The organism is Teredinibacter franksiae (genome assembly GCF_014218805.1).
GTDB lineage: Bacteria > Pseudomonadota > Gammaproteobacteria > Pseudomonadales > Cellvibrionaceae > Teredinibacter > Teredinibacter franksiae.
This window is the reverse complement of the sequence record NZ_JACJUV010000001.1, coordinates 2,012,678-2,034,756: the sequence shown is the minus strand read 5'-3', so window position 1 is coordinate 2,034,756 and position 22,079 is coordinate 2,012,678. Positions and strand designations below refer to the sequence as shown.

23 protein-coding genes are annotated in these 22,079 nt (G+C 45.9%); 14 read left to right on the top strand and 9 right to left on the bottom strand.

The genetic code is table 11. The features are described 5' to 3' along the window. The first annotated feature begins 273 nt into the window (after window positions 1-273). The 4 genes from H5336_RS08390 to H5336_RS08375 all read left to right on the top strand — a co-directional run bounded on the left by H5336_RS08390 (window position 274) and on the right by H5336_RS08375 (window position 3,755). The gene (locus H5336_RS08390; protein ID WP_185233238.1) at window positions 274-621 is read left to right on the top strand and encodes a hypothetical protein; all 348 of its coding nucleotides are present in this window, start codon (window positions 274-276) and stop codon (window positions 619-621) included. Window positions 622-1,150: 529 nt separating this feature from the next. After that, the gene (locus H5336_RS08385; RefSeq protein WP_185233237.1) at window positions 1,151-2,587 is read left to right on the top strand and encodes an IS1182 family transposase; all 1,437 of its coding nucleotides are present in this window, start codon (window positions 1,151-1,153) and stop codon (window positions 2,585-2,587) included. 217 nt (window positions 2,588-2,804) lie between these two features. After that, entirely contained in the window at window positions 2,805-3,218 is a 414-nt protein-coding gene (locus H5336_RS08380) for a DUF6326 family protein (protein WP_185233235.1), read from the top strand. Between the two features lie 147 nt (window positions 3,219-3,365). After that, window positions 3,366-3,755 (top strand): GFA family protein, encoded by a 390-nt coding sequence (locus H5336_RS08375; RefSeq protein ID WP_185233233.1) that lies wholly within the window; start codon window positions 3,366-3,368, stop codon window positions 3,753-3,755. A gap of 986 nt (window positions 3,756-4,741) precedes the next feature. Here H5336_RS08375 and tnpC read toward each other — a convergent pair. Genes tnpC through tnpA form a run of 3 tightly spaced genes read right to left on the bottom strand, consistent with a single transcriptional unit; the run spans window position 4,742 to window position 6,899 of the window. Beyond that, entirely contained in the window at window positions 4,742-6,238 is a 1,497-nt protein-coding gene (tnpC, locus tag H5336_RS08370) for an IS66 family transposase (protein WP_185231013.1), read from the bottom strand. 20 nt (window positions 6,239-6,258) lie between these two features. Further along, window positions 6,259-6,615 (bottom strand): IS66 family insertion sequence element accessory protein TnpB, encoded by a 357-nt coding sequence (gene tnpB / locus H5336_RS08365; protein ID WP_185231015.1) that lies wholly within the window; start codon window positions 6,613-6,615, stop codon window positions 6,259-6,261. Then, entirely contained in the window at window positions 6,612-6,899 is a 288-nt protein-coding gene (gene tnpA, locus H5336_RS08360) for an IS66 family insertion sequence element accessory protein TnpA (protein ID WP_185231017.1), read from the bottom strand. The genes tnpB and tnpA overlap by 4 nt, the downstream gene beginning before the upstream one ends. A gap of 35 nt (window positions 6,900-6,934) precedes the next feature. On the opposite strand from tnpA, the gene H5336_RS08355 reads away from it, so the two are divergent. From H5336_RS08355 to H5336_RS08335, 5 genes are all read left to right on the top strand, one after another. After that, window positions 6,935-7,963: a sulfatase-like hydrolase/transferase gene (locus H5336_RS08355; RefSeq protein WP_185233232.1), complete on the top strand. Its 1,029-nt coding sequence runs from the start codon at window positions 6,935-6,937 to the stop codon at window positions 7,961-7,963. A gap of 117 nt (window positions 7,964-8,080) precedes the next feature. Continuing rightward, window positions 8,081-8,257, top strand: a complete 177-nt coding sequence (locus H5336_RS08350) for a hypothetical protein (RefSeq protein ID WP_185233230.1) — start codon at window positions 8,081-8,083, stop codon at window positions 8,255-8,257. Then, on the top strand, window positions 8,258-8,731 hold the full coding sequence (locus tag H5336_RS08345; protein ID WP_185233229.1) for a class I SAM-dependent methyltransferase: 474 nt from the start codon (window positions 8,258-8,260) through the stop codon (window positions 8,729-8,731). 620 nt (window positions 8,732-9,351) lie between these two features. Continuing rightward, window positions 9,352-10,329 (top strand): SPFH domain-containing protein, encoded by a 978-nt coding sequence (locus tag H5336_RS08340; RefSeq protein WP_185233227.1) that lies wholly within the window; start codon window positions 9,352-9,354, stop codon window positions 10,327-10,329. A gap of 9 nt (window positions 10,330-10,338) precedes the next feature. Then, the gene (locus H5336_RS08335; RefSeq protein ID WP_185233226.1) at window positions 10,339-10,809 is read left to right on the top strand and encodes an NfeD family protein; all 471 of its coding nucleotides are present in this window, start codon (window positions 10,339-10,341) and stop codon (window positions 10,807-10,809) included. A 1,043-nt stretch (window positions 10,810-11,852) separates the two neighbouring features. On the opposite strand, the gene H5336_RS08330 is transcribed toward H5336_RS08335, so the two are convergent. Together H5336_RS08330 and H5336_RS08325 are read right to left on the bottom strand one after the other, a co-directional pair. Then, entirely contained in the window at window positions 11,853-13,217 is a 1,365-nt protein-coding gene (locus H5336_RS08330; protein ID WP_185233224.1) for a sensor histidine kinase, read from the bottom strand. Next, a complete protein-coding gene (locus H5336_RS08325) occupies window positions 13,214-13,936 on the bottom strand; it encodes a response regulator transcription factor (RefSeq protein WP_185233223.1) in 723 nt (240 codons plus the stop codon). The genes H5336_RS08330 and H5336_RS08325 overlap by 4 nt, the downstream gene beginning before the upstream one ends. A 128-nt stretch (window positions 13,937-14,064) precedes the next feature. Between H5336_RS08325 and H5336_RS08320 the strand changes: the two genes are divergently transcribed. Continuing rightward, on the top strand, window positions 14,065-14,541 hold the full coding sequence (locus tag H5336_RS08320; protein ID WP_185233221.1) for a Spy/CpxP family protein refolding chaperone: 477 nt from the start codon (window positions 14,065-14,067) through the stop codon (window positions 14,539-14,541). 518 nt (window positions 14,542-15,059) lie between these two features. Here H5336_RS08320 and H5336_RS08315 read toward each other — a convergent pair. The 4 genes from H5336_RS08315 to H5336_RS08300 form a co-directional block, all read right to left on the bottom strand. Continuing rightward, window positions 15,060-15,281, bottom strand: a complete 222-nt coding sequence (locus tag H5336_RS08315; RefSeq protein WP_185233220.1) for a DUF6316 family protein — start codon at window positions 15,279-15,281, stop codon at window positions 15,060-15,062. A gap of 286 nt (window positions 15,282-15,567) precedes the next feature. After that, the gene (locus H5336_RS08310; protein WP_185233219.1) at window positions 15,568-16,383 is read right to left on the bottom strand and encodes a divergent polysaccharide deacetylase family protein; all 816 of its coding nucleotides are present in this window, start codon (window positions 16,381-16,383) and stop codon (window positions 15,568-15,570) included. 87 nt (window positions 16,384-16,470) lie between these two features. Beyond that, on the bottom strand, window positions 16,471-17,829 hold the full coding sequence (locus tag H5336_RS08305) for a S41 family peptidase (RefSeq protein WP_185233217.1): 1,359 nt from the start codon (window positions 17,827-17,829) through the stop codon (window positions 16,471-16,473). 51 nt (window positions 17,830-17,880) lie between these two features. Further along, window positions 17,881-19,017: a murein hydrolase activator EnvC family protein gene (locus H5336_RS08300; protein ID WP_246439059.1), complete on the bottom strand. Its 1,137-nt coding sequence runs from the start codon at window positions 19,015-19,017 to the stop codon at window positions 17,881-17,883. 234 nt (window positions 19,018-19,251) lie between these two features. Here H5336_RS08300 and gpmA point away from each other — a divergent pair, with 234 nt between their 5' ends. From gpmA to H5336_RS08280, 4 genes are all read left to right on the top strand, one after another. After that, entirely contained in the window at window positions 19,252-19,998 is a 747-nt protein-coding gene (gpmA, locus tag H5336_RS08295) for a 2,3-diphosphoglycerate-dependent phosphoglycerate mutase (protein WP_185233214.1), read from the top strand. A 124-nt stretch (window positions 19,999-20,122) separates the two neighbouring features. Then, on the top strand, window positions 20,123-20,524 hold the full coding sequence (locus H5336_RS08290) for a rhodanese-like domain-containing protein (protein WP_185235687.1): 402 nt from the start codon (window positions 20,123-20,125) through the stop codon (window positions 20,522-20,524). A gap of 58 nt (window positions 20,525-20,582) precedes the next feature. After that, complete coding sequence (secB, locus tag H5336_RS08285) at window positions 20,583-21,095, top strand: protein-export chaperone SecB (protein WP_185233212.1); 513 nt, start codon at window positions 20,583-20,585, stop codon at window positions 21,093-21,095. A gap of 126 nt (window positions 21,096-21,221) precedes the next feature. Next, window positions 21,222-21,722 (top strand): hypothetical protein, encoded by a 501-nt coding sequence (locus H5336_RS08280; protein WP_185233211.1) that lies wholly within the window; start codon window positions 21,222-21,224, stop codon window positions 21,720-21,722. Window positions 21,723-22,079 lie beyond the last annotated feature (357 nt).

The following is a 22,079-nucleotide window of genomic DNA, read 5'->3' as shown; positions in this document are numbered from 1 at the left end:
AGGTTGCAGATTATTCGGGGGGCTGTAGATGGGCTTTATGTTCTATCTGTTTTTGTTCGCGGAGAAGTGGCTGAAAGCATCGTGCTTAAAGGTGTTGTGTTTAGATGGATTCCATTTGTGCCAGGCCGCGGATATGCGATTAATCTCGATTCGTCAATGGCGCGCTATCGTGTGGTAGGTGGCGCTTACACCGGGATGGTCGTGTGTGGATAATTTCGCATGTAAAGCAGGTCGAGAAATTTGGGCGTATTTTGTTAACCTGGGTGGAATAGTATGTGGATAAAATTAAGTCGTGTGAGTTGCGTTGTTTTGGTCGCTGTACTGTTCGTTGGGTGCACCACGGCCTACAAAAAGAAGAATCCTTATTGGGATAATATGGGATACGAAGATAAGACGCTGTCGGTTGGTGTATATGAAATATCTGTTTTAGTGAACACTTATACCACGGCAGAGACGGCGCAAAAATATTGGCACATGCGAGCGACAGAGCTTTGTGGGGGTAGTAATTACGGTCATAACGAAAAAGTCTCGAATAAGGAAGTGGCTACCTATGGTGCAGGTGGCGTTGTAACGATTAATGTATTTACTCAGGTGGAGGGTGTAGCCGAGTGCGTAATGTAGTGAGTGTTTGTGTGTTTGGTTAAAAAGAATGGGTTACGGTATGTTAATGCACTATAGGGGTCAGGCCACACATTGGACATTGAGTCTTTTTTGAATTTATTTCTCCCTTACCTGCAAAAGCCCTGGCCAAAGATGGCCGGGGCTTTTTGGTTTCTTTCCTTGAAGAAATGGGGCAGGCAGGTTAAGAAAAAGTAAAGCCGAATAGTTGGTGGGTTTGTAGGCTAGGTTGGTATTTTTTGTCCTCGTTGTTTGTGTGCTATATTTGGGCGCCAAATCGTTTAGTTAGTCAATTTTCGAACGAGTTTAATCCTCTATCGAGGAGGAAGTGGGGTGGGGCTTAATATTGGTTGGGATTGTTAGTGGAGTATCGCTTTACAATTGGCTTATGCCGGTCTTCTTTGCAGCCATAATGCCATTGCCGCAAGTATTAGCTTCTCCTCACAGCCAGCCAAACTTTTAAATCTGGATTTAAACTGGGTGGTAAGTTCAAGCCATTCCCGGCTGGAGATATTAAGGCTTGTATACTCTTTTGAATACAGACAAAAATACTGATGGTTTCCTCAGTCGATATAAATATAGTAATGTTGGCCGCAAGGCCTACCCTCCTGAGCTTCTCCTTCGCGTTATCTTTAGTGCCTATTATCGAGGAATCACCTCCAGCCGAGTGATTGCTAAGCTATGCACAACTGATTTGACGTTCATGGCCCTGGCTGTTGGTACCACGCCACACTTTACAACTATTGCAAATTTCGTCTCGGGTAATTGTGAGGCAATTAAGGAGTTGTTTCACAAAATTCTACTCATTTGCGATGAGAGTGGTTTAATTGGTAAGGAGCATTTTGCTATTGACGGATGCAAGCTTCCTACCGATGCTTCCAAGCAATGGAGTGGAACCCATCCTGAGCTGGAAAAGAAGTCTACTAAGATGCGTGCTAGAGCCGAAAGAATCGTGGATAAGCACCTGGAATCGGACTCTACAAAGAATAATCAAAGCGGCCATTATAAAAAGGATATGCAAACGGTAGAAACCTTGCTAAAGACAGCCGATAAAATTGATGGTTTTCTGGCTGAGAATGAACCTCGTATAGGGCATTCAAAAAGTAAGAAAGAGGTACAGAGTAACATCACGGATAATGAGTCGTGTAAAATGACCACTAGTAAAGGCACAATTCAAGGAATGGCTTGTGTGACTGCTGCGGACGAGAAGCATCAGATTATTATTGAAGCAAGAGCCTTTGGTGTCGGTCAAGAACAGATTACGTTGAAACCGATGGTCGAGAGTATTAAAGACAAATTTGAAGAAGATGTATTTTCCGCTGGATGTGTATTAACAGCTGATACAGGATACTGTAGTGAAGATAACCTACAGTTTTTACACGATGAGAATATTAAATCTGTCATACCAGACAATCAATTTAGAATGAGAGACCCGGTTTACTCCGACTCAGAAACGTTTAAAGCGCACAAGAAAAAACGGCAGAAAACCAGAACAGATAACAAAAAAACAAGAGACGTCTTTCCGGGTAGCGAGTTTGTAATTGATTTTGTTAAGAAGGAAGCTGTGTGTCCTAATGGTAAAGAGATGATCTATTTGGGTGATGATTTCGAAACTAAAAGTGGACCCCACATTCGATTCCGAGGTTATTTGAAAGACTGCCGAGAATGCCCATTGCAAGAGCAATGTATGCAGAAAGAAGTCAAAAGTCAGGGGCGACAAATATCAGTTTTAATCGAATCGAAAAGAAGAGTGACACAGTTAGATAAAATGAAAAAGATCATCGATAGTGATGATGGTAAAAAAATGTATAGCAAGCGAATGTATACAATCGAACCGGTCTTTGGAAATATTTGTAGCAACAAAGGTTTAGACAAATTGAGCTTGCGAGGGGAAAGCAAGGTGACGGCGCAATGGCAGTTGTATTGTATGGTACATAATGCCGAGAAGTTGTGGAGGTATGCCTCATAGAGGGATAGAAAGGGCCAAATGGCGCCCTATATGGCAATATTCGATCATTTGTCGATCAGGCAATGTAAAGATTAGCTAGATTCATAATTGTGGTCATATAATGAACGCCTCAAAAAACAATTCAGAGGCGCAAAAAAGTGACGGTCAAACCCGAAATTTTCTACAGCCTCGTTAGGCGCTCAAATATAATGCATATAAAGATCAAAGGTGTTTTTTTGTGAAACAATTTTCAGAGTTCGATATAAATATAAAAATCAAGCTTAGCGCGCTTTGGGGCTCTGTAATGTCCTGCTATATTTATTGTGACTATTTCCAGCTATATGTACCCGGCAAGTTAGAAGATATGATTAATTTAGTCACCAAATTTGGTGCAGGTGATCAAAATGTTTTACTTGGGTTGTCGTCGATACTGTTGGTAACTAGCTTAATGATTTGTTTATCCGTACTTTTACCAGCTACTATCAACAGGATTATAAATATCGTTGTTGGCCTAATAATGACGCTGTTTCTAGGTTTTCTAGCTTATAAAGTCGGATGGTATTTTTACAAAATGTATGCAATTGTAGAAGCTATTCTAACTTTTTATATTGCGTGGCTAGCATGGAATTGGCCCAAAGAATCAAATGCATAACAATACGCACTGATGAGTAGAGCGGGGATGAGTCAACGGTACTACAGAGTTTATAGAGGCCCTTGGTTCAAGGTAAACGTAACGTTAAAGCTTTCGAAGCTTAAGTATACGGTTTGTGTGAGTATTTTATTTTAGAGGGCTGAAGCAGTGGTAAAGGGAAGTTGTATATGTAATGGAATTGTCTTTCAGTTTGAGGGCGACAACTTTGATGTCATTCAATGTCACTGCTCAAACTGTCGAAAAATAACAGGTAGCACTGCAGATGCAATGATTGTAGTGCCTAAAGAAACATTTAACTGGGTGCATGAAACCGAATCAATTACTACCTATAAATCAGAGAATGGTCTCGCGAGGTCGTTTTGTAGTAATTGTGGCGGCTCGCTACCTAACCAAGACGGTGATGTTTACTGGGTTCCCGTTGGAACGATAAATACAGAATATAGTGCGTCAGTTAAGGCGCATATTTATGTGGGTTCCAAATTGCATTGGGAAGAAATTGGTGGTGACGCCCCTCAGTATGACAAAGATATTGTATAATTATTTTTGTTAGGCCAGAAAAATCCAGAATTTTATGTTGACCTGGTTTTGGTTGGCGTAATAACTTATTCCGAATGCCAGATTCTCTAGGGTTTTTAATTGGAGGCCCAATGTTTTACGCAAAATTGATAGCTGTTAACCTCTCTATAAGCTTTCTGTCTGCGGGGTATCTGTTGTTTTTTTTCACTATCCTATTAATTTGTTATTAACTCATACGTTAATTTGTTTTTCAGCTTATTTGATTTCATTTGTCTTTTCCCTTGTTTTAGGGGGATTCCCTAGAATTTCTTCACTACGCATAATGCCATTACTGTTTAGCATATTCACCACAATATTAATGTTCGTGTATTTAGGTAGCTGGGTAAGTAATCATTTTTGGAAAGAGAATCTGAATTTTGGTTTGATCAATCGCGTAGTGATCCACTACTATCAGCTATATCATTTTGAAACTATTCTGATAGTCTTCTTTGTTCCGCTAATAGCATTCTCTTTAATCCATCTACTATACGTTAAACTATATAGGAAAAATTGCAAACCATTAAAGCGTCCGTTTTTGGCTGTATTATATGCTATATCAGCACTTTTATTTATAGCTATACAAGCAAGCACATTTTACAATAATAGTAACAATCGTTCCCTTAATAAGTATTTCTATGGCGAGTTGGTGTTAGATTTATTCAGAAAGTACACGGATTCGCATGATGATTATATAGCTAACGCAGATGATGTCACTGATATGGTAGCGCATTCCGTCAGTTATGTTGAGCAGCAAAAGTGGACCATTCAGGAAAATAAAAAAACATTGTATTCATTGTTGTTGATTGCTTGAGAGCCGATCACTTACGCGATTACGGATACACCAGAAACACTACGCCCTTTATTTGAATTAATTGATAACTACGAGGGTGTGTTGGTAGAAAAATTCTATTCGATGTGTGATGAATCAAAATGCGGAATTAGATCGTAAGCGCCAAACCAACCACACCCTAACCAAGCTGGACATTCCAAGGCAACAATCCCTCAATCTGCTCAACATTTTGCGCATTGGGTAGTTCTTCAAAAATATGTTGCAAATAGTCGTACGTATTCAGGTCGTTAGCCTTGGCTGTTTCTATCAGACTGTAAAGATTTGCGCTAGCTTTAGCGCCCGCCTGACTCTTACTGAACATCCAGTTTTTGCGACCAATAGCAAAGGGGCGTATTGCACGTTCGGCAGCATTATTATCGATGGGATAGCACCCATCTTCCAGGTAGGCGATTAATCGATCCCACTGGTTGTTCAGGTACACCAATGCTATACCGAGTTTTGTTTTCGGTGCCACCGACTGTAAGCTTTTATCCAACCATTCTTTGATTTTGTCGAGGATGGGTTTTGCCTGCTCTTGGCGAACTTGGTAGCGTTTATCCGGTGGTTCGTCCTTTATTTTCTTTTCAATCGCGTACAGCTTGTGGATATAGGCTAAGGCTTGATCAGCTTTGCCTGTTTTACCCTTTTTCTGTAAATTTTGAGCCTCTTTGAACTTTCTTCTGGCATGAGCCCAGCAACCTAAGCGGGTAATACCGTACTCATCACAGGCTTTTTGGTACCACTCGTAGCCGTCGACCATAATGGCGGTATTTTCGGCGCTAAGTAGCTCGATGGGTACCCGTTGCCCTCGGTTATCCGCATAGTGGAATACGCAAACCGACTGTGGACCTGTGCTGGTCATTACCCACATGTAGCTTTTGCTTTGTGCGGTCTTTCCCGGCTCTTCCAATACCTGTAGTGTGGTTTCATCCATGTGGATGTACGGTGGCTTGTGGAGGTAATCAATTAACAGGTTGATAAGGGGCTGTGTCAGCTCACCACACTTCACCATCCAGTTCGCCATATTAGTTCTGTCCAGCTCTATGCCGATTCGTTTGAATATCTCGCTTTGACGGTATAAAGGTAAAGCATCCGCATATTTTTGCACCGCGATGTAAGCGAGTAGACTGGGGCTGGCGATACTTTTTTCGATAGGCTGTTTGGGCTTGCCTGCCGTTACAATGTGATTGTCACAGCAGGGACAGGCATATTTTAGTCGCTTGTGGCGAACCACTTTGATTTTAGCGGGGATGATTTCCAGTTGTTCATGGTCTTCGCTGCCAATGATATTAAGAGTGCTGCCATCGTGAGGGCAGACTTTTTCCGTTTCGGTGATGTCGTGAATGATGTCTTCACGGGGAAGGTTGTCGGGTATAGTAACGCGAGGCTTACGCTTGCGAGTATAACTTTTTACAGTGGTGCTATCGCTTTCGGCGGCCTCAACTTCAACTACACATGCTTCGGCTTCGTTAAATAAGCCTAGCTGATCAGCCGATATTTTTTCACTAGAAGATCCAAAGCGTTTGCTCAGCAGGTGTTTAAGCTGTTCGTTTAATACGGCGATTTGCGTATCGCGCGCGGCAATCTTTTCGCGCAATAAATCATTTTCTTTCTGTAAAGCCGCCGCATATTTCATAGCGGCTATTATACAAAATATTAGGCCACCTCGGTGAATTTTAACTGCTTATGTGGTCTAAATTTAGCAAAGTCAAAACCCCGCAATAACCAATCCCATTGCTCGTAGGTAATTGATGCGGTTGCAAGCGGGTCTTTACTCGGCCACTTAAATTTGTCCTTCTCTAGGCGTTTCTGCCACAGGGCAAAACCCGTACTGTCCCAATAGAGCACTTTGAGCTGACTGCGGTTTCTATTGCAAAACACGAACAACGCCTGGCTGTATACATCCAACTCCATCTCCTCACTCACGATAACCGCTAGGCCATTGATCGCTTTGCGAAAGTCTACTGGGTCGCGGTGCAGGTATATGGGAATCGCATTGGACCACTGGATCATGCGAGGGACTTAATCAATGATACAAAGGAAGGAATAGACATGGCTGGTGGGCAATGAACTTTACAGTTGCCCACTTCGAGGACAAGCCCCTGCCGCGAGTAAAGTTCAGGCTGTACAACCACATGCGCGAACGCACTGTCTTCCTGCGCTTTGAGCTTGGAAAGCTTTAAGTTGAAATATTTTGGATTGAGGTCGTGTTGCTTGCAAAATTCGACTTGCGATAGGCCTGACCGCTCGAATTCTGCGAAAAGTTGGGGCCAGTTGTAGGTGCGGCGCTTGGACATGATAGCCTCCTTAGTAATGGAGACTATAGGTTATTATGTTAATGTCGCGCCTTGTAGGGTGTGGTTGGATTGGCGCTTACATTAGATCGGTCTTAACCTCCAGGGGATTTAAGCATCAAAATTCAGTTCAGGCATCGCGCAATAGTTTGCATAGCAAGCTGAAGGAACATGGCTATCAAATTAACTTCCTGCTTACTTCGGATCATGCGTTTGGAGGGCTAAAAAAGATATACCACCCCTCAGATTTCTACATGGATGGTATCGGGTTTAAGGCTCACCCGCTCAATGATGACAGGGGTATTATTTCAGCAGTTGAAAACTGGCCGGAATATAATGGATCACCAAATTATTTTCATTTCCATCTGTTTTCAGCTCATGAGGCGGGCATTAGTTATGGTAGATATTTGGGCGAGCCTGTAATGGGGATTAAGCCTGGTTTTTTAGTTGATAATTCTGTGGCGCCGCGATATTCGACAATAAAACCTATGGCGAATCAAAAATTAATTGACGCGCAAGATAATAGAATATTTCAAGCAGATCTCATCGTTTCTAGAATATTCAGTTTGCTCGAACAGAAAGGGTATATGGAAAATGCCGTAATAGTAATAACGGGTGACCATGGTCAGGGACTAAATGAGCATGGTTATTTCGGGCATATTAGCGGGCTATATAATGAAAGCTTACATATTCCGTTAATTTTGGTGGATACTTCTGGTGATTCTTTAGGCATTAGAGAAACTACATTTGGGGTCCAGCTTGATATAGCGCCTACGGTACTCAATATTTTAGATGTGCCCATCCCTAACTCATGGGAAGGGAAGGCGTTGCAGCAGGAAAAGCGCGCCATTCAAATTACACAGCATGTTATACCTAACAGATCCAGTTCATTTGCGAAAATATATTTCGATCCAAGCAGTGGAGCTTTGTACAAGTACATTTTTCTATCTACAGTTGGAGGGCTAAAAGAAGAACGTCTACTTTTTGACTTAATCAACGACCCTAAGGAGCAGAATAATTTACTTGGCCTTGATGAATTTAGTGAAGTTTACCTTGATTTTAGTTAAGGCTTGGAACCTTGATGTTTATGACAACTAAGCATTCCTCCTCACTAGTTCAACGTTATAACGTTTGTTCCATTTTTTCCCAGTAGCCATTAATAATGTACTAAAGGATAGCTGTTTATGTTTTCTGATTTTCTAGGTGTTATTTATAAGCCCTACTGGATCATAATGAGTTTCTTAGGCTTGAATCGTCAAACAAAAAGGTATGTGCATACGGTAATTGGTAATGACTGGGGTGTTGAGGCTATTCTAGACGCCGGGTGTGGTACCGGTGCTGCTGGTATAGGTTTAAAGTAAATGTTCCCCGCTGCGAGTGTTTTATTTACAGATATAAATAAGGACATGTTACTAAAGCTTGATGCAAGCCTTCCATTGGGGCATTCATGCTCCATTGGAGTATCTGACTTATCATTACCTGATCACGTTACTCTTCTCGATGGAAAAAAACTAGTTATTGAAAGACATACCTATGACATTATAAATGCGAGCGCCAATATGGGGTATTCCTTAGATCCAGAAAAAACTATAGCAATTTTATACGGGGCACTGAAGCCTGGAGGTGTCATTCTTAATTTGGAAATGAATTGTAGTGTCTGGGGGCGTATAGTCTCATGGGTTTATGGATATCGCATACTTCAGTTTAATCAAATTTGCATTTCTTTAGCTAGCACTGGTGCCAAAGTTTCGAAGAGGCGAATTTCGTTTCGCTATTTCCCTCTGAATTTAACGCGAGAATGTATTTTAATTGAAAAGCCTGTGCAGCATAGTTAAATTCCATATTAGGTAGTTGCTGTCTGAATAGAATTTGACAAACGGTAGGATAGAGAAGGGGCAGGTGATCGTCGGCATTGGCCATACGGATAACGATTCGTTTAAGTGCCAGATCGATCGGCTGATATTGATAAACTCTAAGCGAAAGTATCTAGCTGCTCTAAACCACAAGGCACAGGGACTCATTCAGTTACGAATTTTTCCAGTTGAGGGCGGGCATATAGCGCTTGGGCCTACATTTTCCTACCTCTAGGGCACTCAACCCGTGGGGTTCAGTGATATTAATATGTAACCCGACATATTGATTGCTGATTACTGCATAGGCATACACATCAATACGGAAGCTCTCACATAGGCTTAATATGCGGTCTTCAGCCCATTGGCGGCAGTGTTTAAGTGTCAGTTTGAATGTCTGAAAAGTGGTGTGAAAGGCTTGAGAGGGTGATCTGTTTTAAAGTATGAGATGATACCCCTTGGTTTTGCCCGGCGTTCATGCGCAAAGGTTGGACGTTGGATTATCCGTTTTTGGCGTGTTGGGGCCTTTTTTTAGCCTTTGAGGCTATCTTGTAAAGTGTTTACTGCAGGTTCTCAATTTTTTATAAAACAAAAAGGATTCGTTTATGGAAGTTTTTCAGTCATTAATTACAAGCCCGTTTTTCTGGATCGCGATAGTTGCGATTTATACTCTGAAGAAAGGTATCTATTTTGTGCCTCAAAACCGAGGTTATGTCATTTATACTTTGGGGCGATATGATAAAACCCTTCGTGCCGGACTAAATTTTATTATTCCTTTTGTTCAAACGGTTGCGGCAGATCGCAATTTAAAAGAGCAGTCTCTCGATATTAGCGCTCAAGCCGCTATCACCAAAGATAATATAACATTGCTACTAGACGGCATTTTATTTATGAAGGTAACGGATGCCGCTGCCGCAACTAATAACATTACCGATTACAAGGTGTCGGTGGTGCAACTGGCTATGACTACTATGAGAAATGCCATTGGCGAGATGGAGCTGGATGAGTGTTTTCAAAGCCGCGATGCTATTAATGCGAAGATATTAAGCGCTATGACTGAAGCCACTGCACCCTGGGGTGTTCAGGTTACGCGTTATGAAATAAAGGATATTACGCCGCCGCAGTCTATTCGCGAAGATATGGAAAAACAAATGACGGCAGAGCGTGAAAAACGTTCTGTTATTTTGACGGCCGAAGGTGTAAAAACCGCCGCGATTACCCGTGCAGAAGGTGAAAAACAAGCCCGTGTACTCGATGCAGAGGCTGCTAAAGCGGAGGAAGTGCTGGCGGCGGAGGCATCCAAAGCATCTCAGGTGTTAACGGCGGCGGGTAAAGCAGAGGCGATAATGCTGGTGGCAAAAGCTGATGCCGAGGCGTTAAATGTTGTTGGTGAAGCGGCAAATTCTGAGCAGGGTAGAGCTGCAGTTACGTTAACACTGGCTCAAGATGCTATTAAGGCGCACCAAGCGATTGCCGCTGAAGGTACTGTGGTATTAACCGATGGCAAGACTGGCGATAACATTTCAAGCACAGTAGCGCAAGCCATAGCGGTTTCGAGCAGTTTAAAATTGACCGAAGGCTAGAGGTACAGAATGGACATTATCCAATACCTGCTCGATAATCATGATCAAGTTTTATATTTGATCGGCGGTGTAAGCCTGATAGTTGAACTGGGTGTGCTTGGCCTGAGTGGGCCGTTGCTATTCTTTGGAATTGCCGCGTTTATTACGGGTGCACTGACTAGCTTTGGCATTATTGCTGGATGGGAAAGTGAAATTTTTACATTAGGTGTTTGTACGGCCTTACTTGCAGCAGTGCTTTGGCAGCCACTTAAAAGGTTTCAAAACTCGGGTGGTGGCCCTGATTCCAGTAGCGATATGATTGGCATTAAGGTGCCGGCTTCAACGGTTATTGACCTAAACGGCGGCAAGATTCGTTACTCGGGTATTGATTGGAACGCACGTATCAGTGAGGACGCGGGCGTTGATTCCATTACCGAGGAGAGCCTCTGTACTATTGTGGGTGTAGAGGGCACAACGATGTTGGTTAAGCCTGTTTCGTAAGGTGTTTTGATAGGGTTTTATTACGCTATACGCGTTAGGTTAAAGCGACAAAATAGATGGTCATATGTAGGCTATATTTTGACTGTTGTTGGTATCGACCCATAAGTGGGTCGATACTTTTGCATATTCTGCACGTGTGATGAATTTGCACACGCTCTAAGCTCGCTTTTAGAGAGAGCGGCTGAAATAACCCATTCAGGAGGAGCGCCCCTTGAGTGAACGAGCTTCGGTTAAAATGTGTATCGTGTAATTGACCGTTGAGTTTTTCTCGAGTGAAGAGAAAAATTGAAGCCGACTACGAGCTTTATAGTTCGGCTGAACATCCGTTGACGGCACAAGTAAGACACTCGATATTGTCAAATTTGGCAGGTTATTCCCCCCATTAGAAGGGAAGTGCTACCCGACGTCTGCCACTGTTAGTTTGCTTTAGCTGGTGTTGCTGTTGAGGTAAGGCGATAGGCCTTTGTTTTGTCTCCCAAAATAAAGGCCACCGAAAAAGCTCGATGAGTATTCCGCCCTTTAATTGCCTAAAACATTGGTTGTTGTTTTTTTGGCGGCCTTTGCCGCTTTCTTTTCTTTTGGGGTTAAAAGCGGTTTCTTTTTAGCGCTTTTTTTACTGTCTTGTCCTTTGCTCATGATACTTTCCTCTTGGGGTAACCTCTTAAACCTAAAGCTAGTTGGAGCTAGCTTGAGGGTGTGGCCACGCAATGATCTCGAGTCAAACAGCCAAGTCGAGGCGTAACGATATCAGTATGGCCCTATGCACGAACAATTGATAGAAATAGCGTACATTTGGTGGTTGCGCGCGCATTGATGCCTATTATTGGCGGATTCTTAACGTTTTATGCAGGCGCTGCGCTTTATGTGCGGCTTACTAAAAGGGGGTTCAATGTTTATGGCTTTGGGCTTGGCGCGCTATAGGCGCTTCCCTGCAGGCGACTCATTAAGTCAGGCGTTAGCCGGCATAGGAAGTGCTGTTTGTTTGAGCTGGCATAGCGAGGTGTATAGCTGTGCGCATTACAACTCCACACCATTATAGGGTGTTATTCGTGTATGTCTCTCGGTAGCGCTATCGCCACCATTAGCCCGCCGCCGTCGTTATTTTTAATGTTCATTGTACCGTGGTGCTTTTGTACGGATTTGTGGGCAATGCTAAGCCCTAGGCCAAACCCTTTGGCGTGCATTTTGTTGCCTGCGCGATAGAACGGCGTTGTGAGTTTTTCGATGTCTGAATGGGGCACACCTTCTCCGTGATCTCGGATATTAATGTGTAGCGTGTTTGCGTTGGCCGTAAGGCTGATATCAATAGCGGTGTCTAATGGCGTGTGTACACACGCATTTCTGATTATATTTTCCACCGCACCCGTGAGTAGATGGGGGTATATTTTTATGGTTGAGTCACTATCGTTATGGGTAAATATAATATTTTTATTCGGGTGCTCGATTTTAATTGTCTCTATCACATCTTGGATAAGCGACTTAAGTGGGGTGTTTTGTAGCTGTTCACTATCCCGGTTTAGCCGTGAGTAATTGAGAATTTGCTGTATCAAGTTGTTGATGTATGTGAACTCTCTATGTAATCGTTCGGTATATTTTTCATTGACGCTATCTGTTTCCAGTAACCCTGCGATGGCTTGCATTCTAGCGAGTGGCGCTCTAAGTTCATGCGACACATCAAAAAGCAATTGTTGCTGTGAATTAAGTGTTTCGCTTACCTTGCTCGTCATTAGTTCAATGTCGCGGGCTAGGTCTCCTAGTTCGTCTCCACGGTTGGTAAGGTTCGGGCTTATGTGTAGCCCGCTTTTTCCTTGTGCATACTGTTTACTATGTTGCCCCAACTCTTTGAGCGGGCGTGTAATTGTCCAGCTCAATATTGCGCTTACCAGTGTGGAGGTAATAAATATAAGAATAAATTGAAATGAATAGAAACGTGTTAATACTTCGCGAAAAAAAGCGGGGGCTTTGGCCGCGTACGCTTGTACCTTGTAGGCTTTTCCCGATTCTGACGTTAAGGCTATTACATAAGTTTTTTTAGCTTTTTTTGGCCCTCTAAACTTGTGTTGAAAAATAATGTCGCCATTTTCGGCACTAATTTTTAGACCGTTCATGTTTTTGCGTTCGTATGGCGACGATTGCGGAGGTGGTTCATGCAGCCCCGCCATGGGGTTGATTGGTGGGCCGCCATTATGTCTGTCGTGGCGCATGTTATGTCGAGGCATGGGTTGATTTGTTTCATGCCGGTAGATGATGTCTTGTGCAATATTCCGGACAAGTTCTTGATGGCGTTTGTGAAATTGCTTAGTTTGCAATTCGCCTATAACGACATAGGCTGTTGCAAACATGACGGCAAGGCTGGCGAACCAAAATGAAATAAAGAATTTCCAAAATATGCGATTGAATATTTTCACTTGTGGTTACCCGCAGAAATCATTTGGTAGCCCGCTCCGCGAATGGCCTTGATAATATCGGTAACGCCAACCGCGGCGAGTTTTTGCCTTAAACGGCTGATGTGTACATCTATACTTCGGTCGTACACTTCTAGTTTTCGGTGAAGTACTTGTTCGGTAAGGGTTTGCTTGGTTAATGTTGTGCCAGCACTTTCCATAAGCAGGCGTAGTGTATTTAGCTCTGCACTGGTGAGTTTTAACGAGGCGTTATTAACCTCTGCGGTTAGCATACCTAGATCGAGGGTTATACCGTGAAGTTGCAAAGGCTGGAGGTTGTCGATTACTTGCTGTGGTTTTACTCGGCGAAGCACGGCGCGCAGGCGTGCGACCAGTTCGCGTGGATTGCAGGGCTTTGCTAGGTAGTCGTCGGCGCCCATCTCCAGGCCGAGTATGCGGTCGATATCATCTCCCCTACCGGTGAGCATAATTACTGGAAGGTTACTTTTTTGCCTTAGCATTTGCAGTACTTCTAGGCCTGAGAGGCCCGGCATCATGATATCTAAAACCATGGCTGCAATGGTATTTGGCTGGGATAGGTGCTGCAGCGCGGCTTCGCCTGAGTGTACCGATTCAACGGTGAAGTTGTCGCGTTGCAGGTAGGCCGATATTAGCTCGCAGAGTGTTTGGTCATCGTCTACTAACAGGATATTGGCTGTGCTGTTAAATTCAGGTGTGTTCATAAGAGAACTTTATCTAATCATAGGTGTTAATTTTAGGGCTTTACCTAACTTTACACTGCCTTAACCCAACTTAGCGTGGATAAGGCGCAAACTAAGCCTGTCAACTTAATTAATAAGGAGCAAGTGTGATGAAAAATTGTATATCGGCGTTGGCCTTTGGCGTACTCATGTCGGGTTCGGTTGTTGCTGCGGCTGGCCATCATGGTCAAAAGTGCGGTGGTGGTGGTTATGGCGATGGTGGTGGTTTTAAGCGGTTTGAAGTGTTGGCGGAAAAGCTGGAGCTTTCTGATGAGCAGCGTGAAGCTGTAAAGGTGCTGCATGAAGATACACGTGCAGCGGCGGGAGATCGGCAGGGCCGCCGCGGAGGCATGGCTGCGGGTATACATAAGCTGGATCCCGATGCAGCAGACTATGACTCCCAGGTTGAAGCGTTGGCGGCAGAAGCGGCTGAGCGGTCTCGTGCACGAGTGATGAGCAAGGCTGAGCGGCACAAAGCATTTATCGAAATTCTTACCGAAGAGCAGCGTGCAGAGCTTCAGGTAATACACGAGAAGCGAATGGAGGGAAGGGGTCAGGGTCGCTGGCGCAATGACGGCGAAGAGTAAGCTAATTGTTTTTACTATAAAGACGTCAATATTAGGCCCGGTACTCTTACCGGGCCTTTTGTATGTAGGGGTTTTTAGCTGTTGGTGTTTGACAGCCTGTGGGCATAAGTCCAAGTGCCTGCCAGAACCTAGCCACGTTTTACAATCCATAGTGATGGCAACGGAGTGAAACGGTTTCAGTTGACGGTGCAGTAGGCGCAAGCGGGGCGTGGAAATGGCGGCATTGATGGTAAGGGGCGGGGTGCAAGGGCAGGGATAAGCGAAGCTTACGGAACCAGGGTATTGTTGAGAAGGCTTCAGTAATACCGACAGCTATGCGTTCAGGGGTTCTGTTCGAGGGGCTTGTCTTGAGGTGTCTAGCGGGGAGTATTTAAGACGGTTCCCGAATATGGCGTTACGGCAACAGGTTCTACCCAAGGTTAGACAGGAATCCTTGGGTTTAGGTTAGGCAACAAGGGGTTGAACGGGGCTGTAAAAGAAGAAACGGGAGGCACTGCCTCCCGCTGGAATTTTTTTTATTAGGCCGCTTTACCTGAGTAACGCTCGAGCGTTTGAATAACATCAGGCTCGGCGTGAATAATAAAGTCGATAAAATCACTCGCGCCTGTTTCGGCTTCGTGCATGGTGTCGAAAGGACCGATATCTACGCCTTCTCGCGTGCTGTAATACCAGTACTCACTCTTTTGAAAATAACGATTGGAGCGGTTTGGTAAACCACATTCTTCGCCAGTTCTGTTCATAATATCTACTCCTTTACTTAACTCATTCCATACATTCGATTATCGATACGCGGGTTACGCGCATGCACACCTATTGTAGAGGTGCGGCTAACAGGCCCCAATTTTCATATCTTGTCACGCGCGGTTAATCAGCACTTGTCTGAATTGGGGTGCCTGAAGGGTGGTACGAGCTTGTAAAAAACGCAACACCTTAGGCGAAATTATAGGCTGAGGGCCTCTAATTGCAGCTCAAATCGGGCTAAAATGTGAACTGGATCACAAAAAGAGTGTGACGCCGTCGGGTTGATTAAGGCGCCTCGGGATGAACGGTCATTAGTTGCGGCTGAGTGGTTTCAAAGGCGTATTGAGCGTGCCCGGTGGTGGCTTTGATCAATGTGGAGATACGAACGATCTGAACGCCACGCGCGGACAGTTCCGGCAGTTTTGACTCTAAAGCTGCGAGGGTTTCTGGGTAGGGGTGGCCGATGCCGACAGCGTGGCCGTATTTACGAGCGAGCTGTTCGAGCTTATTGAGTTGTTCCAGTATTGCCTCGGTATTACGCTGATTATCAAGAAATACATCGCGAGACATCTGAGGTACCCCGGCATTTTGGGCCGATCGGCTGGCGACACTAGCGGCCGACGTTCGGCTGTCTACAAAGTAGAAGTTGGTTGTTTTCAGCTCGTCCATTAGCCAGCCCATATGCTCTGTACGTTGGGTGAGTAGGCTGCCACCATGGTTATTTAACCCTTGAGCGTTGGGCACAGCGGCTAGCATTTGCTGGCTCAATTCTCGAATTTGGCGTTGATCCATTTTCGCCAGCAGCGCCTGTTCCCAGGGAATTTCATGTAGGGTTTCCATGGGCGCGTGAACCATGACCTCGCGTTGCTGTTGGTGCGCAAGTGTTGCCAGTTTACGGCCGTAGGGGGTAAAGGGAATGATCGAGAATGTTAGCTCGCGATGAAGTTCGAGCAGGTGCAGGGCTGGGCCCATTTGATAGCCCAGGTCATCAATAATAATCGCCACCATGGGCTGCTGAGTGTTTGGATGAGGGACAGGGCAGCTGTGCTGCCAGGCATTATCGGTAGTGGCGTTTGTGCTGGCGTTGGCGTTCATGGCCATTGCGCATGCGGCTAAGAGGGCTGCAAGCCCCCGTGCGGTGTTCTTTAGGTATACAAGCAAAACGAAGGCTCAGGTTTACACGAGGCGTTAGCCCTGTGCGCTATCGTTAGTGGCATCGGCTTCTACCGGGGACTGACGGAAGAGGTCTAGGCTCTTCAGAATATTGAGTGCTTCGTAGAGTTGGCTGTCTCGGTTGTGTAGGCCGGTTTCGGCTTTGTCATCTTTGGAATTAACCTCTTCTCCACCTTTTTTGTTTTTGAGGTGGCCACTTAAGTCGGCTTCTTTTACCGATATACGTGGACGGACCGCCGTGACTCTTACGCGCTCGACATTGATGTCGGGTTCGATGCCCTGAGCCTGTATAGAGCGACCGTTGGGCGTATAGTAAAGTGCAGTGGTAAGTTTAACGGCGCGATCATCGGTGATGGGAATAACGGTTTGCACCGAGCCTTTACCGAAACTGCGGGTGCCCAAAAGCAGTGCGCGGCGGTGGTCTTGTAGGGCCCCGGCGACAATTTCTGAGGCGCTGGCAGAGCCATCGTTAATTAACACCACCAGTGGCATTGCGTTGGTCATATCACCAGGGGTGGCTTGGTATTTGGTGTTAGCTTCGCTTAGCCGCCCTTCGGTATACACGACTAGCCCGCCGTCTAAAAACAGGTCGGTAACGCCAACAGAGGCTTGTAATACGCCGCCTGGGTTGTTGCGTAAATCCAGAACCAGACCGCGCAAGTCACTATTTTCTTTCAGTAGTTTTTTATAGGCGGCTTCTAAATCCCTCGCCGTATTCACCTGAAATTGTGCAATGCGCAGATAGCCAAAATCGTTTTCGAGAATTTCGGAGCGAACACTGCGTACTTTAATAATGTCGCGGGTAAGGGTCAGATCAAACGGTTGGTCTGTGCCTTCGCGAACAATGGTCAGTACGATATCGGTATCTTTATTGCCGCGCATTTTTTCCACGGCTTCATCCAGTGTCATGCCTTTGACTGTAGCGTCGTCAAGTTTGATGATGAGGTCGCCGGCTTCTACGCCCGCACGTGCGGCAGGTGTTTCGTCGATAGGTGATATAACTTTGATGAAGCCGTTTTCCATGCCTACTTCAATGCCTAGCCCGCCGAACTCGCCGGTGGTGTGCACCTGAAGGTCATCGAAAGAGGAGGCGTCGAGGAAGGCCGAGTGCGGGTCTAGTTGTTCGAGCATGCCACGAATCGCGTATTCCAGCAGGGTGCGGTCGTCGATATCTTCGATATAGGCATGGCGAATGTGGTCGTAGGCTTTGGTGAATATCCGGAGGTCTTCGAGAGGCAGAACACTAATGGTTTCCTCTTCGGCCTTGGTTTCGCTGGCCACGAGTTCCTCGGCAGACAGGTTCACACTAAAAGCTAGGGTGAAAAGTAAGGTGGAGCAAATAAGCAGGTGTAGACGAAGAGCAATGAATTTCATGAACTAAGCACTTATCGTTAAATTAATTGTGTTGTGCACTATTGTGGCAGTTTATGCCGATTTGAACCATCGTTTCGGGTTCGTGGGCTTCCCCTTGTAACGCAGCTCAAAGTATAGGGCGAATTTCTGTTGGCCTCCGCTGTTACCCACCGAGGCAATCACTTCTCCGACACCTACCCATTCGCCCAGTTCCTTGTACAGCGCTTGGTTATGCGCGTAAAGCGTCATATAGCCATCACCGTGGTCGATGATTATGAGTAGCCCATGACCACGAAGGTAGTCAGAAAAAATGATGCGCCCATGGTGCACGGCCGAAACGGGAGCACCCGATTTTGAGCCGATCAGCATACCCTGCCAGGACATTTTGTTGCCCACACGTGAAGCACCGTAGTTTTTCAGTACTCGCCCATTGGCGGGCCAGGGCAGTTTGCCTTTAAATTTGCTGAATTTACCGGTTTGCGGCACTTTAATGTCATCTAGCCACGCGGTTACTTGGTTGAGCAGCTCTTCTAAACGGCTGCGGTCCTGGTTGAGCGATTTGAGCTCCTGGCCCTGATTAGCAATACTGGAGTCGAGCCGGCTAAGTGTGGATTTTCTTTTTTTTTGAGCCGATTGTAGTTGGGTCTGCTTTTCTCTCAGTTGGTGATGGTTATGTGCAAGCTTTTCAGCTTGGTAGCTAATCTCGGGTTCCAGGGTGTTAATACGCTGAATAGTTTGGGTGAACGCGTCTATTCGGTCACTGCGCGCACGTATGACATAGTCGTAATACTTGAGGTTACGCGCAACGGTGGAGGGGTCTTGTTGATTCAACAGTAGGCGCAGGTTGCTCTGTTGGCCCAGCCTGTATGCGGCGTTGATGTGCTGCCCCACTAACGATTGTTGTGAGGTTTTATGTTTGTGCAGCTGGCTGCGTTCGTCGCGTAGCTCGTTCAAATTCTTTTGCTGGAGATTAAGCTCGCCCTTGAGCTTATTGGCTTTGGTGCTGAGGTTGCCAATTTCCTTTTCTGATTTTTCCAAACTTTTAAGCATTTGCGCGCGACTGCCCTTGGTCGCTTCCAGTTCGGCCTTTAATTCGGCGATAGCCTTTTTGACTTTATCCAGCTTTTCTTGGTCGGCCTGCTCGTCGGCAAACAGGCTGCAACTGTAGATACAGATGACACTGGTTAGGGCGACGATGAAGGAATACATAGGGCTTCTCATGGGGCGAAGTGTAACGCAATTTCCTAGAAGGCGAAGGGGGATTTGTGCTTATCGCCGGGTTTTTGATCTTAATCGCGCTAAAGGCCGCGCTGGCTCTGGATTTTGCTGCTCCAAGCTGGGATCATTGCGGCCGCAAAAAGCAACTGCACAGCAAGCCCAAAGGTCGATTGTATTCGGGGATGTTTTACGGTTGCGTAACCTATCTCGCAGAGGACTGATTATATGTACAAATTGGTATTAATTCGCCACGGCGAAAGCCAGTGGAACCTAGAGAACCGTTTCACCGGTTGGCACGATGTGGATCTGACTGATGCCGGTATCGCGCAGGCCCGCAATGGCGGTCGCTTGCTGAAAGAGGCGGGTTTTGAATTTGACCTGGCGTACTCTTCAGTTCTTACCCGCGCTATGCGCACTTTGTCGCTAGCGCTAGAGGAAATGGGCCAGATGTGGCTGCCTACTCAACGCCATTGGCGTTTGAACGAGCGTCACTACGGTGCGCTTACTGGTTTGGATAAAGCTGAAACTGCCGCCAAGCACGGCGAAGATCAGGTCAAGGTTTGGCGTCGTAGCTTTGACGTACCGCCACCTGAAGTGGGCGAAGATAGCGAACACTTTCCGGGCCAAGACCCACGTTATGCGGGTATTGACCTTCGTATTTTGCCTAAGGCTGAGAGCCTTAAGCTGACCATCGATCGCGTACTCCCCTATTGGCATGACGTTATTCGCCCCTCTATTTTGGACGGTAAGCGCGTTATCGTTGCCGCACACGGCAATAGTCTGCGTGCATTGGTTAAGTACCTCGATGGCATGAGCGATGAGGAAGTGCTCGAACTCAATATTCCTACCGGTGTACCTTTGGTGTATGAGCTGGACGAAAACCTGAATCCTCTGAAGAAAGAGTACCTTGGCGATGCCGATTCGATTAAAGCGATGATGGATGCAGTGGCCAAGCAGGGCCAGGCCAAGTAATAACGTATTGGTAGTTAACAGAAAAGGCGCAGCAGGGTAGCCTGCTGCGCCTGTTTCGTTAATGGCTATCGTGTATACTCGCGCACCAACATTACTTAGACGCAGGTTTTGATTCGTGGACATCATGGTATTTCTTACCGAGCAGTGGATGTTAGTGGCCATTCTCTCGGTGCTGGCTGTTGCTTTTTTTATAGTTGAAAGCCGCAAAGGCGGTGCAGCGCTTACTCATCACGAGGTTGTTCGTTTATTAAATGACGATAATGCGGTTGTGGTGGATGTGCGTGACAGTAAAGAATATAAGGCCGGGCATATTGCCGAAGCGATTAATATCCCTTTCGCTAAAATTGCTACGCGTTACACCGAGCTGGAAAAGCATCGGGGTAAGACCTTGGTTGTCGTGTGCAAAATGGGGCAACGTTCCGCCGCCGCAGGTAAAACGCTTAAAGACAAGGGCTTTACCGTGAGTCGCTTACAGGGTGACATGGTTGAATGGCAAAACCAGAATTTGCCCGTGATTAAAGGTTGATTTCAGCCCAAACACCATCATATAGCACAACAAAGTAAAAACGATATAAGGCTTTAGCATGTCAGAAGAAAACCAAACCCCAGAACAAGTCGCTGGCGGCGAAAACGCAGCACAGCCACAATTTTCTATTAAGCGTGTTTACGTTAAAGATCTCTCTTTTGAGGCGCCTCAGGGAGCTAAAGCTTTTACTACTCAGTGGCAGCCAAAGGTGAGTCAGGATCTAAACACCCAGATAGACCGTCTCGATGAAGGTCATTTTGAAGTTGTGTTAAAAATGACTGTAACAGTGAAGATGGATGAAGAGAAAACGGCATTCCTTGCTGAGGTTCATCAGGCCGGTATTTTTGAAGTTAAAGGTGTGGACGGCGTGCCGTTGCAGCATATGCTGACTTCCGCTTGTCCGCAGATACTTTTCCCATACGCACGTGAAGCTATTGATAACTTAGCTGTACGCGGAGGCTTCCCTCCGCTAAATTTACCTCCGGTTAATTTCGATGCGCTCTTTGCTCAGGCCGTAGCCAAGGCTCAGGCTGAAGCCAAAGTGGCAGAAGAGGCTGGCGAAACCCAGTAAGTTGCTTATCGCATAGTTTTTACAGGGGGCTTTTTAGCCCCTTTTTTGTGTGTAATCAATTCAGGATCGATTCATCCCCACTTTCATAGACTGGCCCTGTCGTTAATAAAACGCGAGGAAAGATCTATGCATACTTACGGTTCTATTGTGGCTTCGGCCATTATTCTTCTATTCGCTTCTGCTGCTTACAGCGCGCCGGCTCAGGCCGAGAGTTATCGGCAAAATGAGCAGCACAAGCAGCACAAGCAGAAAAAACAGCACAAAAAGCATGCGGGTGAGCGCAGGGTTGCACAGGAGCATCATGGCGTGCAAAAGCGCGAGTATTCTAGCCGTGGCGGTCATCAGGGCGGCCATAAAGCAAAGCGTCATGGCCACGGCGAACGTGCCCACAGTAAGAGCCACAATCATTCGAAACATTATAAGCGTCAGTACGCCCGCTCTCACTACAGTCATCCCCCCCACAGAACTGTAAGCTGGTATGTAAACCTGGGTTTAACACCGGTTTACAGCAACGCGAACCAGAGTGTTTATTTCCGCTGGGACGATTATGAGAATCAGTGTTTTCGAGTGGAAGAGCGACGAGATAGAACGGTGTGGGTAGAGGTTCCCAGCTACAAATGCTTCTAAATGGGTGTTATGTACAGGATGTACGGTATCCGGCGGGTGCATGGATGCACAGGAGCCGGGGTACAGGATGTACGGTATCCGGCGGGTGCATGGATGCACAGGAGCCGGGGTACAGGATGTACGGTATCCGGCGGGTGCATGGATGCACAGGAGCCGGGGTACAGGATGTACGGACAGAAAATTGCTCCTCGGCAATTGCTCCTGCATTGCTCTAATTTACTACGTCCGTGTAGCGATGCATTTTCTGCACTTCCGCCATCCATGGCGGTTGTATCCGGCGGGTGCATGGATGCACAGCAGCCAGCACCACTTTCTGGAATAATTTTAGCTACTTGCGCTAACGCTATGCACGGTCAG

Coding starts and splice junctions, on each gene's coding strand:
- tnpC (WP_185231013.1), bottom strand. CDS start 6,238: ATGAAATATGCGGCGGCTTTACAGAAAGAAAATGATTTATTGCGCGAA.
- H5336_RS08320 (WP_185233221.1), top strand. CDS start 14,065: ATGAAAAATTGTATATCGGCGTTGGCCTTTGGCGTACTCATGTCGGGT.
- tnpA (WP_185231017.1), bottom strand. CDS start 6,899: ATGTCCAAGCGCCGCACCTACAACTGGCCCCAACTTTTCGCAGAATTC.
- gpmA (WP_185233214.1), top strand. CDS start 19,252: ATGTACAAATTGGTATTAATTCGCCACGGCGAAAGCCAGTGGAACCTA.
- H5336_RS08350 (WP_185233230.1), top strand. CDS start 8,081: ATGTTTTCTGATTTTCTAGGTGTTATTTATAAGCCCTACTGGATCATA.
- H5336_RS08305 (WP_185233217.1), bottom strand. CDS start 17,829: ATGAAATTCATTGCTCTTCGTCTACACCTGCTTATTTGCTCCACCTTA.
- H5336_RS08325 (WP_185233223.1), bottom strand. CDS start 13,936: ATGAACACACCTGAATTTAACAGCACAGCCAATATCCTGTTAGTAGAC.
- H5336_RS08335 (WP_185233226.1), top strand. CDS start 10,339: ATGGACATTATCCAATACCTGCTCGATAATCATGATCAAGTTTTATAT.
- H5336_RS08315 (WP_185233220.1), bottom strand. CDS start 15,281: ATGAACAGAACTGGCGAAGAATGTGGTTTACCAAACCGCTCCAATCGT.
- tnpB (WP_185231015.1), bottom strand. CDS start 6,615: ATGATCCAGTGGTCCAATGCGATTCCCATATACCTGCACCGCGACCCA.
- H5336_RS08290 (WP_185235687.1), top strand. CDS start 20,123: ATGGTATTTCTTACCGAGCAGTGGATGTTAGTGGCCATTCTCTCGGTG.
- H5336_RS08355 (WP_185233232.1), top strand. CDS start 6,935: ATGTTAATGTCGCGCCTTGTAGGGTGTGGTTGGATTGGCGCTTACATT.
- secB (WP_185233212.1), top strand. CDS start 20,583: ATGTCAGAAGAAAACCAAACCCCAGAACAAGTCGCTGGCGGCGAAAAC.
- H5336_RS08390 (WP_185233238.1), top strand. CDS start 274: ATGTGGATAAAATTAAGTCGTGTGAGTTGCGTTGTTTTGGTCGCTGTA.
- H5336_RS08345 (WP_185233229.1), top strand. CDS start 8,258: ATGTTCCCCGCTGCGAGTGTTTTATTTACAGATATAAATAAGGACATG.
- H5336_RS08300 (WP_246439059.1), bottom strand. CDS start 19,017: ATGTATTCCTTCATCGTCGCCCTAACCAGTGTCATCTGTATCTACAGT.
- H5336_RS08340 (WP_185233227.1), top strand. CDS start 9,352: ATGGAAGTTTTTCAGTCATTAATTACAAGCCCGTTTTTCTGGATCGCG.
- H5336_RS08280 (WP_185233211.1), top strand. CDS start 21,222: ATGCATACTTACGGTTCTATTGTGGCTTCGGCCATTATTCTTCTATTC.
- H5336_RS08310 (WP_185233219.1), bottom strand. CDS start 16,383: ATGGCCATGAACGCCAACGCCAGCACAAACGCCACTACCGATAATGCC.